Origin of the sequence: Streptomyces odontomachi, from assembly GCF_024435355.1 — a bacterium.
Lineage (GTDB): Bacteria > Actinomycetota > Actinomycetes > Streptomycetales > Streptomycetaceae > Streptomyces > Streptomyces odontomachi.
This window is the reverse complement of the sequence record NZ_JAMJWG010000013.1, coordinates 76,632-91,468: the sequence shown is the minus strand read 5'-3', so window position 1 is coordinate 91,468 and position 14,837 is coordinate 76,632. Positions and strand designations below refer to the sequence as shown.

At 71.2% G+C, this 14,837-nt stretch carries 9 protein-coding genes; 1 reads left to right on the top strand and 8 read right to left on the bottom strand.

Translation table 11 applies throughout. The features are described from left to right. The first annotated feature begins 224 nt into the window (after positions 1 to 224). Positions 225 to 1,520: a YeeE/YedE family protein gene (locus NQO67_RS25165; RefSeq protein WP_255952519.1), complete on the top strand. Its 1,296-nt coding sequence runs from the start codon at positions 225 to 227 to the stop codon at positions 1,518 to 1,520. Between the two features lie 299 nt (positions 1,521 to 1,819). Here the strand turns inward: NQO67_RS25165 and NQO67_RS25160 are convergent, their stop codons facing one another. From NQO67_RS25160 to trpM, 8 genes are all read right to left on the bottom strand, one after another. After that, a complete protein-coding gene (locus tag NQO67_RS25160) occupies positions 1,820 to 3,280 on the bottom strand; it encodes a glutamate synthase subunit beta (RefSeq protein WP_255952518.1) in 1,461 nt (486 codons plus the stop codon). Further along, positions 3,273 to 7,943, bottom strand: coding sequence for a glutamate synthase large subunit (gene gltB, locus NQO67_RS25155; protein ID WP_255952517.1), 4,671 nt, complete (start codon positions 7,941 to 7,943; stop codon positions 3,273 to 3,275). Before gltB ends, NQO67_RS25160 begins: the two co-directional genes overlap by 8 nt. 614 nt (positions 7,944 to 8,557) lie before the next feature. Beyond that, the gene (locus NQO67_RS25150) at positions 8,558 to 9,289 is read right to left on the bottom strand and encodes a VIT1/CCC1 transporter family protein (RefSeq protein ID WP_255952516.1); all 732 of its coding nucleotides are present in this window, start codon (positions 9,287 to 9,289) and stop codon (positions 8,558 to 8,560) included. A 484-nt stretch (positions 9,290 to 9,773) separates the two neighbouring features. Further along, positions 9,774 to 10,871: a prolipoprotein diacylglyceryl transferase gene (gene lgt / locus NQO67_RS25145; protein ID WP_255952515.1), complete on the bottom strand. Its 1,098-nt coding sequence runs from the start codon at positions 10,869 to 10,871 to the stop codon at positions 9,774 to 9,776. A 136-nt stretch (positions 10,872 to 11,007) separates the two neighbouring features. Beyond that, positions 11,008 to 11,826 carry a DsbA family protein gene (locus NQO67_RS25140; RefSeq protein WP_255952514.1) on the bottom strand — a complete coding sequence of 273 codons (819 nt, stop codon included), beginning with the start codon at positions 11,824 to 11,826 and terminating at the stop codon, positions 11,008 to 11,010. A 172-nt stretch (positions 11,827 to 11,998) separates the two neighbouring features. Then, a complete protein-coding gene (gene trpA / locus NQO67_RS25135) occupies positions 11,999 to 12,814 on the bottom strand; it encodes a tryptophan synthase subunit alpha (RefSeq protein WP_255952513.1) in 816 nt (271 codons plus the stop codon). Then, positions 12,811 to 14,160 (bottom strand): tryptophan synthase subunit beta, encoded by a 1,350-nt coding sequence (gene trpB, locus NQO67_RS25130; protein WP_255952512.1) that lies wholly within the window; start codon positions 14,158 to 14,160, stop codon positions 12,811 to 12,813. The genes trpA and trpB overlap by 4 nt, the downstream gene beginning before the upstream one ends. Positions 14,161 to 14,327: 167 nt before the next feature. Next, positions 14,328 to 14,540 carry a tryptophan biosynthesis modulator TrpM gene (gene trpM, locus NQO67_RS44340; RefSeq protein ID WP_308295698.1) on the bottom strand — a complete coding sequence of 71 codons (213 nt, stop codon included), beginning with the start codon at positions 14,538 to 14,540 and terminating at the stop codon, positions 14,328 to 14,330. Between the last annotated feature and the right edge of the window lie 297 nt (positions 14,541 to 14,837).

Here is a 14,837-nt window from a genome sequence, read left to right as displayed (position 1 = left end):
CTCTGTCACCGCTGACCCCTTACGCGGCCGTGGTTCCGCGCGTCTGAAGAGTGCCCGGCAATGCTGCCTGACGCCCCGCAGCGCCCTGCCCCGGCCGCGTCCGCTGTCCCGCCCCGTGCCGTCCCCTGCGGCCCCGTCCCAGAGCACACCCCCATGCCCTACCCCCGGTCCCATCCCCGTACCCCCCGCATATCCGCCCACCGCCGCACGTCCAGGAGACGCTCGTGACGACCTCCTCGCCCTCCCCCGCCGCGACCCGGCCACGGCTGTCGCCCGCGGGGCTGCTCGCCCCCTCCCCCACCAGCGCACCGGCTCCCGAGGCGCCCGAGGCACCCGGAGTGCGGTGGGTGCCGCTCGCCGTATCGGCGGTGATCGGCATCGCACTGGACGCCTACGTGTTCGCCGCGAACGGCGCAAAACCGGGCGTCCTGCTGCTGCTCGGCCTCGGGCTCGGCTTCGCGCTGTTCCACTCCCGGTTCGGCTTCACCTCCGCCTGGCGGCAGCTGATAGCCGTCGGCAACGGCGCCGGGCTGCGCTCGCACGCCCTGCTGCTGGGGACCACCGCAACCCTGTTCGCCCTGATCATCGGCACCGGAAGCGGGCTGTTCGGCTCGGTGCCCGCACCCTCCGCCGGGCCGCTGGGCGTGGCGCTGCTGGTCGGCTCGTTCCTCTTCGCCGTCGGGATGCAGCTCGGTGGGGCGTGCGCGTCGGGCACGCTGTTCGCGGTCGGCGCGGGACAGAGCTCGATCGTGCTGACGCTGGGCGGCTTCATCATCGGCTCGACCGTTGCCGCCTGGCAGTTCGACCTGTGGAACGGCCTGCCCAAGTTCGCCCCGTACGTGCTCTCCGACCACATCGGCTGGTTCGGCTCCTGGGCGGTGACCATCGCGGCGCTCGCGGTGATCGTGGCCGTCTCCCGCATCGTCCAGCGGCGCCGTACGCCGCCGCCGGTGGACGCGGTGCCGTCGGTCAGCGGCCGGATCGCACGCGTGGTGCGCGGCTCCTGGCCGCTGGCCGCCGGCGCGCTGGTGCTGGCCGTGCTGGGGGCGGGCGTCCTGCTGGTGTCGGGCGGCGCATGGGGTGTGACCAGCGCGTTCGCGCTGTGGGGAAGCCACGTCGTGGAGTGGTTCGGTGGGCACCCCGAGCACTGGACGTTCTGGCAGCAGCCCAACAACGCGCCCATGCTGGCCGGGCCGGTGCTCGCCGACAAGACCAGCCTGACCGACATCGGCGTCATGGTGGGCGCCGCACTCGCCTCGGCGGCCGGCGGCGTCTGGATGCTGCACCGCTCGGTGCCGTGGCGCACCGCCGTCGCAGCCGTGCTCGGCGGTGTGCTCATGGGCATCGGGGCCCGGCTGGCGGGCGGCTGCAACATCGGCGCCTACCTCGCCGGTATCGCCTCCGGCAGCGTGCACGGCTGGGTGTGGGGTGCCTGCGCGCTGGTCGGTACCTGGGCGGGTCTGAAGCTGCGGCCCGTCTTCGGGTTGGCGAACCCGAAGGCCGGTGACGGGGTCTGCTGACCCCGGCGACCCCGTCTGCCCCGGCTGCGTGACGGAGACGCATCGCGGCGCCCGCTGTGTCCGGTCGGGGACGGCGGGCGCCGCGTTTCAGTTCCGTACGCCGTTGTACGGGACGATTTTTGGTTGTACGGGATGTTTCGGTGGTCCTCGCCCGGAGGGGCGTGGGGAACTGCGCGAGCAACCACCCACCGGCCGATGGTCCGGACCCGACGCAGACTGCCCCTCCCGGCCGGTGGCGCCCCGCAGGGGGGTGCGTCGTGCCGGCCGCAGGCCGCAAGGCCAGGCCGACGGCCCTGCCGTCAGACCGTCAGCGGCCGATCCGTCGGCCGAATCGGCGCCGGCAAGTCGCTGGTACCGGCAAGGTACCGATCCACCCCACGCGCAGCTGACCGGCCCTCCGCGATCGCCCAGACGATCAGCGACTGGCCGCGGCCGGCGTCACCGGCGACGAAGACTCCGGGCACATTGGTCTGGAAGCTGGTGTCACGCGCGATGTTCCCGCGTGCGTCCAGCTCCAGGCCGAACTGCTCGACCAGGCCGTTGTCCTGGTCGGTGCCGGTGAAGCCCATCGCCAGCGTGACCAGCTGGGCCGGGATCTTCCGCTCGGTGCCTTCCCTCGGGGTGATCTTGCCGTCGACGAACTCGACCTCCGTCAGATGCAGCCACTGCACGTTGCCGTCCTCGTCGCCCTCGAAGTGGCTGGTGGACGCGGAGTAGATGCGCTCACCGCCCTCCTCGTGCGCGGAGGTCACCTTGTAGAGCATCGGGAAGGTCGGCCACGGCTGGTTGTCGCTGCGCTCGTCGCCGGGACGGGGCATGATCTCCAACTGGGTGACGGAGAGCGCGCCCTGGCGGTGGGCGGTGCCCACGCAGTCGGCGCCGGTGTCACCGCCGCCGATGACGACGACGTGCTTGCCCTCGGCGCTGATCGGCGGCGTGACGTAGTCGCCTTCCTGCACCTTGTTGGAGTAGGGCAGGTACTCCATCGCCTGGTGGATGCCGCCCAGTTCACGACCGGGCACCGGCAGGTCGCGTGCCGTGGTGGCGCCGGCCGCGATCACCACGGCGTCGTAGCGCTTGCACAGCTTCGCGGCGTCGATGTCCCGGCCGACCTCCACACCGGTACGGAACTTGGTGCCCTCCGCACGCATCTGCTCGATACGGCGGTTGATGTGCCGCTTCTCCATCTTGAACTCGGGGATGCCGTAGCGCAGCAGGCCGCCGATGCGGTCGGCGCGCTCGTAGACGGCGACCGTGTGCCCGGCACGGGTGAGCTGCTGGGCGGCGGCCAGGCCCGCCGGGCCCGAGCCGATCACGGCGACCGTCTTGCCGGACAGCCGCTCCGGGGCCTGCGGCGCGACGGTGCCGTTCTCCCAGGCCTTGTCGATGATGGAGACCTCGACGTTCTTGATGGTGACCGGCGGCTGGTTGATGCCGAGCACGCAGGCCGTCTCGCACGGCGCCGGGCACAGCCGCCCGGTGAACTCCGGGAAGTTGTTGGTGGCGTGCAGCCGCTCGGCGGCCGCCGTCCAGTCCTCCCGGTAGGCGAAGTCGTTCCACTCGGGGATCAGGTTCCCCAGCGGGCAGCCGTTGTGGCAGAACGGGATGCCGCAGTCCATGCACCGGCTGGCCTGCTTGCTGATGATCGGCAGCAGCGAGCCGGGGACGTAGACCTCGTTCCAGTCCTTGACGCGTTCGGCGACGGGGCGCGACTGGGCGACCTCGCGGCCGTGCTGCAGAAAGCCCTTCGGATCAGCCATTGGTCGCCGCCTCCATCATCTTCTCGGTGATCTCGGTCTCGGAGAGACCGGCTCGCTCGGCGGCTTCCTTGGCGGCGAGCACTGCCTGGTACGTAGCAGGGATGATCTTGCTGAAGCGCCCGACCCCGCCCGTGGGATCGTCCCACTGGGCGAGCAGCTTCTCGGCCACCGTGGAGCCGGTCTCCTCGTGGTGGCGCCGCACGGCGTCGTGCAACCACTGCCTGTCGGTGTCGTCGAGCGGTCCGACGGCCGACCGCAGGCCCGGGTTGACGTTGTCCAGGTCCAGGTCGACGACGTAGGCGATGCCACCGGACATGCCGGCAGCGAAGTTGCGCCCGGTCGGGCCGAGGACGACCGCACGGCCACCCGTCATGTACTCGCAGCCGTGGTCGCCGACGCCCTCGGTGATGACGGTCGCACCCGAGTTGCGCACGCAGCACCGCTCGCCGGTGCGGCCGCGCAGGAACAGCTCACCGCTGGTGGCGCCGTAGGCGATGGTGTTGCCCGCGATGGTGGAGTACTCGGCGAGGTGGTCGGCGTCGCGGTCCGGGCGGACCACGAGCCGCCCACCGGACAGGCCCTTGCCGACGTAGTCGTTGGCGTCGCCCTCGAGGCGCAGGGTGACACCGCGCGGCACGAAGGCACCGAAGGACTGGCCGGCGGAGCCGGTGAAGGTGATGTCGATGGTGTCGTCGGGCAGGCCCGCGCCTCCGAACTTCTTCGTCACCTCATGGCCGAGCATGGTGCCGACGGTGCGGTTGATGTTGCGGATGGCGACCTGGGCACGGACCGGCTGGGCCTCGGTGCCCGAGCCGGCGTTCAGCGCGTCGGCGGCCAGCTTGATCAGCTGGTTGTCGAGCGCCTTCTCCAGGCCGTGGTCCTGCTCGATGGCCTGGTGGCGCACCGCGCCGGCCGGCAGGTCCGGCACGTGCAGCAGCGGCTCCAGGTCCAGACCCGCGGCCTTCCAATGGTCGACGGCGCGGGTGACGTCCAGCATCTCGGCGTGCCCGACGGCCTCTTCCAGGGTGCTAAAGCCCAGCTCGGCCAGGAGCTCGCGGACCTCTTCGGCGATGAACTCGAAGAAGTTCACCACGAACTCGGGCTTGCCGGAGAACCGCTCGCGCAGCACCGGGTTCTGGGTGGCGATGCCGACCGGGCAGGTGTCCAGGTGGCAGACGCGCATCATGACGCAGCCGGAGACGACCAGGGGCGCGGTGGCGAAACCGAACTCCTCGGCGCCCAGCAGCGCGGCGATGACCACGTCACGGCCGGTCTTCAGCTGGCCGTCGGTCTGCACGACGATCCGGTCCCGCAGGCCGTTGAGCAGCAGCGTCTGCTGGGTCTCGGCGAGGCCCAGCTCCCAGGGGCCGCCCGCGTGCTTCAGCGAGGTCAGCGGGGAGGCACCGGTGCCACCGTCGTGGCCGGAGATCAGCACCACGTCCGCGTGCGCCTTGGAGACGCCCGCGGCGACCGTGCCGACGCCGACCTCGGAGACCAGCTTCACATGGATGCGGGCCTGCGGGTTGGCGTTCTTCAGGTCGTGGATCAGCTGGGCCAGGTCCTCGATCGAGTAGATGTCGTGGTGCGGCGGCGGCGAGATCAGCCCGACGCCGGGCGTGGAGTGCCGGGTCGTGGCGATCCACGGGTACACCTTGTGACCGGGCAGCTGGCCGCCCTCGCCGGGCTTGGCGCCCTGCGCCATCTTGATCTGGATGTCGTCCGAGTTGACCAGGTACTCGCTGGTCACACCGAACCGGCCGGAGGCGACCTGCTTGATCGAGGAGCGCCGCGCCGGGTCGTAGAGCCGGTCCGCGTCCTCGCCGCCCTCACCGGTGTTGGACTTGCCGCCCAGCTGGTTCATGGCGATCGCGAGGGTCTCGTGGGCCTCCTTGGAGATGGAGCCGTACGACATGGCGCCGGTGGAGAACCGCTTGACGATCTCGCTGGCCGGCTCGACCTCGTCGATGGAGATCGGCTCGCGGCCCGAGGCGAGGCCGAAGAGGCCGCGCAGCGTCATCAGCCGCTCGGACTGCTCGTTCACCCGGTCCGTGTACTTCTTGAAGATGTCGTAGCGGCGCGACCGGGTGGCGTGCTGGAGACGGAAGACGGTCTCCGGGTCGAACAGGTGCGGCTCGCCCTCGCGGCGCCACTGGTACTCGCCACCGATCTCCAGCGCGCGGTGCGCCGGGGCGATGCCGGAGGCCGGGTAGGCCTTGGCGTGCCGGGCGGCGACCTCCTTGGCGATGACGTCGATGTCGACGCCGCCGATCTTGGTGGTGGTGCCGTCGAAGTACTGGGCGACGAACTCCGGGTCGAGACCGACGGCCTCGAAGACCTGCGCACCGCGGTAGGAGGCGACGGTGGAGATGCCCATCTTGGACATCACCTTCAGCACACCCTTGCCGAGCGCGTAGATGAGGTTGCGGATGGCCTGCTCGGCCTCGATGTCGGACAGGAAGGTGCCGGCCCGCACCAGGTCCTCGACCGACTCCATCGCCAGGTACGGGTTGACCGCGGCGGCGCCGTAGCCGATGAGCAGCGCGATGTGGTGCACCTCACGCACGTCACCGGCCTCCACCAGCAGACCCACTTCGGTGCGGCGCCGGTTGCGGATGAGGTGGTGGTGGACGGCCGCGGTGAGCAGCAGCGACGGGATCGGCGCGTGCTCGGCGTCGGAGTGCCGGTCGGAGAGCACGATCAGCCGGGCGCCGGAGGAGATGGCGGCGTCGGCCTCGGCGCAGATCTCCTCGATGCGGGACGCGAGTGCCTCGCCACCGCCGCCCACCCGGTAGAGGCCGGAGAGGGTGGCGGCCTTCATGCCGGGCATGTCGCCGTCGGCGTTGATGTGGATGAGCTTGGCCAGCTCGTCGTTGTCGATCACCGGGAAGGGCAGCGTGACGCTGCGGCAGGACGCGGCGGTCGGCGCCAGCAGGTTGCCCTGCGGGCCCAGCGAGGAGCGCAGCGAGGTGACCAGTTCCTCGCGGATGGCGTCCAGCGGCGGGTTGGTGACCTGCGCGAACAGCTGGGTGAAGTAGTCGAACAGCAGGCGCGGACGGCTGGAGAGGGCCGCGATGGGGCTGTCGGTGCCCATGGAGCCGATCGGCTCGGCACCGCTCTTCGCCATGGGCGCCAGCAGGACGCGCAGCTCTTCCTCGGTGTAGCCGAAGGTCTGCTGGCGGCGGGTCACCGAGGCGTGGGTGTGCACGATGTGCTCGCGCTCCGGCAGGTCCTCCAGCTCGATCTCGCCGGCTTCCAGCCACTCCTCGTAGGGGTGCTCGGCGGCGAGCGTGGCCTTGATCTCGTCGTCCTCGATGATGCGGTGCTCGGCGGTGTCGACGAGGAACATCCGGCCAGGCTGGAGACGGCCCTTGCGGACCACCTTCGCCGGGTCGATGTCGAGCACGCCGACCTCGGAGCCGAGCACGACGAGGCCGTCGTCGGTGACCCAGTAGCGGCCCGGGCGCAGACCGTTGCGGTCGAGCACCGCACCGACCTGGGTGCCGTCGGTGAAACAGACGCAGGCCGGGCCGTCCCAGGGCTCCATCAGGGTGGAGTGGTACTGGTAGAAGGCGCGCCGGGACGCGTCCATGGAGGGGTGGTTCTCCCAGGCCTCCGGGATCATCATCAGCACGGAGTGCGGCAGGCTGCGGCCGCCGAGGTGGAGCAGTTCCAGGACCTCGTCGAAGGTGGCCGAGTCGGATGCACCGGGGGTGCAGACCGGGAACGAGCGCTCCAGGCCGCCCTCGCCGAACAGCGTGGAGTCGATCTGCGACTCGCGGGCCCGCATCCAGTTGCGGTTGCCCATCACCGTGTTGATCTCGCCGTTGTGTGCGACGAACCGGTAGGGGTGGGCCAGCGGCCAGCTGGGGAACGTGTTCGTCGAGAACCGCGAGTGCACCAGCGCGATGGCGGAGGCGAAGCGGCGGTCCGACAGGTCAGGGAAGAAAGGTTCCAGCTGCCCGGTGGTCAGCATGCCCTTGTAGACGATGGTGCGTGCCGACAGCGACGGGAAGTACACACCGGCCTCGTGCTCGGCGCGCTTGCGCAGCACGAACGCCTTGCGGTCCAGCGCGACGCCCTGCGCGGCCGTCCCCTTGCCGGCGCTGTCCGCGACGAAGAGCTGGCGGAAGGCGGGCATGGTGGCGCGTGCGGTGCTGCCCAGCATCTCGGGAGCGACCGGCACCTCGCGCCAGCCGAGCACGGTGAGGCCCTCTTCGGCGGCGATCGTCTCGACCTGCGAGACGATGTCAGTGGCCACCGGTGCCTCGGGGTCGGCGCCCGTGCCGTCGGTGACGGGCAGGAAGGCGATGCCGACCGCGTAGCTGCCGGCCTCGGGCAGGTCGAAGTCGACGACCTCCCGCAGGAAACCGTCCGGGATCTGGGACAGCAGACCCGCACCGTCGCCCGTGTCGGGCTCCGAGCCGGTCGCACCTCGGTGTTCCAGGTTCCGCAGCACGGTCAGCGCCTGCTCGACCAGCGCGTGGCTCGCCTCACCGGTGAGGGTGGCCACGAAACCGACGCCACAGGCGTCATGTTCCGCGCGCGGGTCATACATCCCTTGGGCGGCAGGCCGAGCATCCATGTGCGACCAGGTCGCGGGCACCTCCCGGGGGGAGGCCCCGTAGGGCGCTGAATGCTGGGACGGCTGGCGCGGCGTGCGCATCGGCTCTCCCGTCGTCGTCGTGGCTATGGGCACCTCCCAGAACTGGCCTGGGGTGCGGTTACCGAGGGACGACGCTGGCCCTCCGGGGGTACCTCCCGTTCGACGGAGCCGAGGCCGGGAGAAATTTTCGGCAGGTTACATGATGGAACGCTTCTCACAAATCGGAATACACGTTCCAACATATGGACGTCGCCGGTGATCGGCGTCCACCGATCGGGCGACGTCAGGTGGTATCCATCGTCGTGCGACGGTCCGCGCGAACCAGGCCGAGCGCCTGTCGATACGTACGCCCACGGCGAGGTCGGATACCGGCTGTAGCCTCGTATCGACTACAGCTACGCACCGGCACCGCATGTATACCGGCAGCAATGGACAACGACTGAACTGTTGGGCCAGGGTACGGCCCGACAGTGCAGCACCGCCCTAAACCACTTGAGGACCAGCACGGACAGATCATTGGCCGTCGGCCCGGTGCGCTCGTCGAGCTTCATTGCCCGCGGCGCTTAACGCTCATGCCCCGAGGTCAATGCATTGAAACCGCGCTGTAACGGTCACTTTGCCGTCCTTGCGTCCGGGCGAGCGAAGAGGAGACACCCGAAGCGCCTCCTCTTGCTCTATCCTACGGCCGCACCGAAGAGACTGCCCAGTGCGTAGGTCACACCGGCGGCGGCGCCGCCCAGCACCAGTTGCCGCAGACCGCTGAACCACCAGGTCCGCGCGGTCACCTTGGCCACCACGGCGCCGCAGGCGAACAGCCCGAGCAGGGCCAGCAGCACGGCGGGCCACAGGGTGGTGGCGCCCAGCAGATACGGGAGCACCGGCAGCAGGGCGCCCAGCGCGAAGGAGCCGAAGGACGACGCGGCGGCCACCATGGGCGAGGGCAGGTCGCCGGGGTCGATGCCGAGCTCTTCCCTGGCGTGGATCTCCAACGCCTGCTCGGGGTCGCGGGAGAGCTGCCGGGCGACCTCGCGGGCCAGCTCGGGCGCGACGCCCCGGGCCGTGTAGAGGGCGGCCAGCTCGGCCTCCTCGTCCTTCGGGTGACCCAGCAGCTCCCGGCGCTCGACCTCCAGCTCGGCCTCGACCAGCTCGCGCTGCGAGGCCACGGAGGTGTACTCACCGGCGGCCATGGAGAAGGCGCCGGCGGCCAGGCCGGCCAGGCCCGTGATGACCAGGGTGTGCGGGGCTACGGCACCGCCGGCGACGCCGGTCATCAGGGCAAGGTTGGACACCAGGCCGTCCATCGCACCGAACACCGCGGGACGCAGCCAACCACCGTTCACATCGCGATGCGTGTGATTGTCACGGTGTGCCACGTGCAGCGACGCTTCGGTTTCGATGAGGGACATGTGTGTGGTGCTCCTTCTCCTCGGGCCCATGGCTTCGGGCTCAGGTGCCCCGTGCGCCCTGGCCCATCCCCGGCTCGCCCCCGACACAGACGAAAGTACGCACGAATTTCTCTTGCCGCTAGCAAGGAAGGCCGTACTTACCTGCGCAAACGCGGGGGGTTGGCCGACGCGGTCGAGGGCGCCGGGCTGCGCCTGGACGGCGGGGACGCGCGGGTGCCTGCAACGTCTGAGGAGGGCGCGCAGCGCCCTCCCAGGGGCGCGGGGAACTGCGCGACAAGCCACGACGAGACCGTCGGGTCGATGGGGGTACCTCAGCGCCCTCAAGGCGTGGGGGACGTCATGAAGGGGCCGCCGCCCGTGTCCGGACCACCGGGCCGGTGGTGGCGGCTTCGACACGCGTCGAGTCTGCGGCACTCATGGCGACCGCGGCACCACACACCGCGGGCCGACCCGTACGCCGGGTCGGCCGCTGGGTACGACTGGCTCAGGCCTTCCTGGCGGACTCCGCCTCGGCGCGGTCCTCGGTGGGTGCGTCGGCCGGGTCGGCATCGGTGACGGTGTCGGTCTTCGTCGCCGTGTCGGTCTTCGTCGCCGCCGTGCCGGACTCCGGGGCGGCTTCGGAGTCGGTGGTCGATTCCGTGGAGGCCGTGTCCGGGGTATCCGTGGCGTCGGGCTTGTCTTCGGACTGGTCTGCCGAGGCCGCCCCGTCGGTCGTGGCCGCGTCGGCGGACGCATCCGCATCCGCACCGGAGGCGCTCAGCTGGGCCGGATCCGGCTCGACGATCTTTTCGCGGCCCGGCCGTAGCCGCGCCGACAGGACGAGGTAGACGACGGCGAGCAGGAAGACCAGGAGCGACGTCCACTCGTTGAGACGCAGCCCGAGCACATGGTGCGCGGTGTCGACGCGCAGGTACTCGGTGCCCGCGCGGCCCATGCAGTACAGCGCCACGTACAGCGCGAACGCCCGACCGTGCCCGAGCTTGAAGCGCCGGTCGGCCCAGATGATGGCCAGGGCGACGAGGATGCACCACACGGACTCGTAGAGGAACGTCGGATGGTAGGTGCCGGGCACCCGGCCGCCCTCCGACGACGTGATCTTCAGTGCCCACGGCACGTCCGTGGCCTTGCCGTACAGCTCCTGGTTGAACCAGTTGCCCCAGCGGCCGCAGGCCTGCGCGATCGCCACCCCGGGGGCGACGGCGTCGGCCCACGCGGGCAGCGGGATGCCGCGCCTGCGGCAGCCGATCCATGCGCCGACGGCGCCGAGCGCGATGGCGCCCCAGATGCCGAGGCCGCCCTCCCAGATCTTGAAGGCGTCGACCCAGTCACGGCCCGCGCTGAAGTACAGCTCGTAGTCCGTGATCACGTGGTAGAGCCGCCCGCCGACCAGGCCGAACGGCACCGCCCAGACGGCAATGTCGGCCACGGTGCCGGGGTTTCCGCCGCGGGCGATCCAACGTCTGCCGCCGATCCAGACGGCCGCGAAGACGCCGATGATGATGCAGAACGCATAGGCGCGCAGCGGGACGGGGCCCAAATAGAGCACACTGCGCGACGGGCTGGGGATGAAGGCAAGGTCCATGGCAAGAGTGACGCTACCGCGCCGGACCGTGCTGACGGGAATCCCGCTGGCTACGGCTCCATAACGGGGTGCCGCTCGGCCGGCCCGGGCACCGCCTCGCGCGGCGCCCGACGGCGCCCGGACGCCCGCGCCCCGATCACTTGCGGTCGGCCTCCTCGACCATCGTCTTCAGCTTCTGCGGGGTGAACTGGATACGCGGGTTTCCGTAGACGCTCGTGCCGTTCAGCAGGACGGTCGGGGTGCCGGAGAGCTTCTTGTCGGTGAAGGCACGGTCGGACTTGACGACCCAGCTGTCATGCCGGCCGCTCTCGACGCACTTCTTGAACGCGGGTGTGGTCAGGCCGGGGACCTTGCCGGCGAGGCGGATCAGCGTGGCGTTGCCGGCGAAGGTGTCCTTGGTCTCCTCGGGCTGGTTGGTGTAGAGCACATCGTGGTAGTCGGTGAACCTGCCCGCCTCCTGGGCGCAGGCGGCGGCATTGGCGGCGCGCAGCGAGCCGCTGCCGCCCATGTTGTGGTCGATGAGCGTGACCAGGTGGTATTCGACCTTGAGCTGGCCCTTGTCGACCAGCTCGTGGACGGTGGACCGATAGCCGCCCTCGAACTGCTTGCAGGCCGGGCAGCGGAAGTCCTCCCAGACGGTGAGGGTGGACTTCGCGTCGGGCCGCCCGACCGGGATGGCGAGCCCGCCTTCGCCGGTGGCTCCGGTGGGCGCGACGATCGGGCCTTCGGAGTCGCTCCGGCCGCCGTCGGCGTTGGCGGCGAGCACGCCGGCGACGGCGGCCAGGCCCAGGATGCCCAGCACGGCGCCGCCCGTGATCAGCGACCGCCGGCGCTTGTCCCGCGCCTTGAGCCGCTCCCGCTCCACGGCCAGCCGCTCTCGGGCGGACCGCTTTCCGTTCGGCTTCTTGCCACCGGACCCGTTGTCATGTCCGTTATCAGGGTGCTTGTCGTTCACACTCCGCAAACGAACCAGATGGGCCGATGTGTGTCTCTTCCGTCCTGGGAACCACCCGATCGGGCGATGCCGCCGCCGCACCCGCCCGGTACCCGGCGCCTTCTCGCGGCGCCTTCTCGCGCAAACGGCCCCGGGATCCGTGCGGGATCCCGGGGCCGTGGTGGCTGGGGCCCTATGCCTCGCCGCGCACTCCTCGCGCCAGTTCGCCCGCCAGGTCGGCGACGGCGCGCAGGGCCGTCGGGTGGTCGGGCGCGTCCAGGATCCGCTTGACGAAGGCGGAGCCGACGATGACGCCGTCGGCGAAGCCTGCGACCTCGGCGGCCTGTGTCGCGTTGGAGACCCCGAGACCCACGCAGACCGGCAGGTCGGTGGTGGCGCGGGTGCGCGTCACCAGGTCCTGCGCCTGTGCGCCGACGGACTCCCGGGTGCCGGTGACGCCCATCAGCGAGGCCGCGTAGACGAAGCCGCTGCCCGCCGCGGTGATGGTGGCGAGCCGTGCGTCCCTGCTGCTGGGGGCGACGACGAAGACGGTGGCCAGGTCGTGCTTGGCGGCGTGTTCCCGCCAGGTCGCGGACTCCTGCACGGGCAGGTCGGGCAGGATGCACCCGGCGCCGCCCGCCTCGGCCAGCTCGGCGGTGAACCGTTCGATGCCATAGCGGTCGATGGGGTTCCAGTACGTCATCACGAGCACCGGCTTACCGGTCGTCTGGTGCGCCTCGCGCACCGTGCGCATCACGTCCGCGATCTTCACCCCGCCGCGCAGCGCGATGTCGTCGGCGGTCTGGATCACGGGGCCGTCGAGCACCGGGTCGCTGTGCGGCAGCCCGACCTCCATGATGTCCGCGCCGCCGTCCAGGACCGACGTGATCGCCTCGATCCCCCCGTCGACGGTGGGGAACCCGGCCGGGAGGTAGGCGATGAGGGCGGACCTGCCCTCGGCCCTGGCCCGGGCGAGCGTGTCGTTCAGCAGCTGGATGTTCCCGCTCACCTGGCGTCCCTCTCGGTCGTCGCGGCCGTGCCGGTCCCGGCGGCCGGCTGGGCACCGGCGTCCTGGCGGATCTCGGCGGTGTCGCCGGGTGCCGTGGAGGCATCCTCGTCGACCACCGCGTCCGTGTCGTACAGGCCGAAGTAGCGGGCCGCGGTGTCCATGTCCTTGTCGCCGCGGCCGGAGAGGTTGAGGACGATCAGCCCGTCCTCGCCCAGCTCCCGGCCGATGTCCAGGGCGCCGGCCAGCGCGTGGGCGCTCTCGATGGCCGGGATGATGCCCTCGGTCTGCGACAGCAGCCGCAGGGCCTGCATCGCGGCGTCATCGGTGACGGCGCGGTACTCGCCGCGGCCGATGTCCTTGAGGTAGGCGTGCTCGGGACCGATGCCCGGGTAGTCGAGCCCGGCGGAGATCGAGTACGGCTCGGTGATCTGGCCCTCGTCGTCCTGGAGGACGTAGGAGCGCGAGCCGTGCAGGATGCCGGGTTCGCCCGCGGTCAGGGTCGCGGCGTGCTCACCGGTGTCGACGCCGCGCCCGGCGGGCTCGCAGCCGATGAGGCGTACCCCCTCGTCGGGCACGAAGGCGTGGAAGAGGCCGATGGCGTTCGAGCCACCGCCGACGCAGGCCACGGCGGCGTCGGGCAGTCGCCCGGCGCGCTCCAGCAGCTGGCGCCTGGCCTCGACGCCGATCACGCGGTGGAAGTCGCGCACCATGGCCGGGAAGGGGTGCGGCCCCGCCACGGTCCCGAACAGGTAGTGGGTGCTGTCGACGTTGGCGACCCAGTCGCGGAACGCCTCGTTGATGGCGTCCTTGAGGGTCCGGGAGCCGGACTTCACGGCGATGACCTCGGCACCGAGCATGCGCATCCGGGCCACGTTGAGCGCCTGCCGCCGGGTGTCGATCTCGCCCATGTAGACGGTGCACTCGAGCCCGAAGAGTGCGCAGGCCGTCGCGGTCGCCACGCCGTGCTGGCCGGCGCCGGTCTCGGCGATGATCCGGGTCTTGCCCATCCGGCGGGTGAGCAGGGCCTGGCCCAACACATTGTTGATCTTGTGTGAGCCGGTGTGGTTGAGGTCCTCGCGCTTGAGGAAGATCCGGGCGCCGCCGGCGTGCTCGGCGAACCGGGGCACCTCGGTGAGCGGGCTGGGCCGGCCGGTGTAGTGCACCAGCAGGTCGTCCAGCTCGGCGGTGAACACCGGGTCGGACTTCGCCTTGTCGTACTCGACGGCGACCTCGTCGACGGCGGCGACCAGCGCCTCCGGGATGAACTTGCCGCCGAACGCGCCGAAGTAGCCCTCGGCGCTGGGGACTTGACCCTGGGGGTCCGGGAAGAAGAACTCGCTTGGCATGTGGTTACCTCACGGCGGTCCGTCGCAGGCCAGGGCCGCGAGACCGCTCTGTCGGTGATCTGTGGTCAACGGTTTCACCCACCGGTCGGCGCCCCGACGACGGGGCGGGCCTGACCGGTGCGGGCGCGGACCGTCGGCGGCCACCGGAGTGGGGGCCGCCACGGCGATCAGCGCTGTGGATGGTGGCGCAGCGTGCGCCGGTGCCATCGCATCCCGTTGACCTGGCCGGGCTCGTCGCCGATCACATAGCGAACGCGCCTGCCGTGGACCCGCCGCGCGGGCGCGCGGCAGCCCCGGGGACGGCAGCCGCGGGCGAGCCGGGCGTACGGGTTGCGTGCCGCGGCCGGGCCGTCGGGCCTGCGGCCTGCTGAGTTGTGCAGAGGGCCGGTGGCCGCACTCCGGCAGGGGCAGCCCCCTGGGCCCGGTGACGACGCGCGGGTCTCGGCGTGGTTGCGCGCGCAGTTCCCCGCGCCCCTTTCAGAGGCGCCTTCGGCGCCCTCCGGAGCCCCGAGGGAGACAGGGGGAACCAGTCGGGGCCGCAGGCCCATAGGGGGCGCGGGGAACTGCGCGCGCAACCGAGGAGAGACCCGCGCGTCGTCACCGGCACCAGGGGGCTGCCCCTGCCGCAGCGAGCCCACCGTCAGCTGCCCGAAGGGCCAGAAGGAGGCGACGGGGGC

Coding starts and splice junctions, on each gene's coding strand:
- NQO67_RS25160 (WP_255952518.1), bottom strand. CDS start 3,280: ATGGCTGATCCGAAGGGCTTTCTGCAGCACGGCCGCGAGGTCGCCCAG.
- gltB (WP_255952517.1), bottom strand. CDS start 7,943: ATGCGCACGCCGCGCCAGCCGTCCCAGCATTCAGCGCCCTACGGGGCC.
- NQO67_RS25150 (WP_255952516.1), bottom strand. CDS start 9,289: ATGTCCCTCATCGAAACCGAAGCGTCGCTGCACGTGGCACACCGTGAC.
- lgt (WP_255952515.1), bottom strand. CDS start 10,871: ATGGACCTTGCCTTCATCCCCAGCCCGTCGCGCAGTGTGCTCTATTTG.
- trpB (WP_255952512.1), bottom strand. CDS start 14,160: ATGCCAAGCGAGTTCTTCTTCCCGGACCCCCAGGGTCAAGTCCCCAGC.